The organism is Oleiphilus sp. HI0043 (assembly GCF_001634935.1).
The window spans coordinates 1-381 of sequence record NZ_LWEY01000991.1; the positions used below are offsets into that span (position 1 = coordinate 1).

Below are 381 nucleotides of genomic sequence, written 5' to 3' on the forward strand. Positions count from 1 at the left end.
GAGAGCACACACCTCACCTTCACAACCCAGCTCGATGATATCAAGAATGCTACCGTCTATATCGTCACAGTTCCTACACCGATCGATGACTACAAAACACCAAACCTAACGCCGCTAATCAAAGCGAGCGAGATGCTTGGCAAAGTAGTCAAAAAGGGCGATTACGTTATTTACGAGTCGACTGTTTACCCGGGTGCAACCGAAGAAGACTGTTTACCACTAATCGAGCAAGGCTCTGGTTTGAAGCTAAATGAAGATTTCTTTGCGGGATACAGCCCGGAACGAATCAATCCTGGCGATAAAGAACACCGTGTCACGAACATTCTCAAAGTTACCTCTGGCTCAACGCCCGAAGCGGCAACTTTTATTGATGACCTTTAT

General features: G+C 46.5%; 1 pseudogene. It reads left to right on the forward strand.

Features of this window, described 5'->3' with window-relative positions:
- Positions 1–381 (forward strand): annotated as a pseudogene (locus tag A3729_RS10715) (Vi polysaccharide biosynthesis UDP-N-acetylglucosamine C-6 dehydrogenase TviB); the annotation flags it as partial.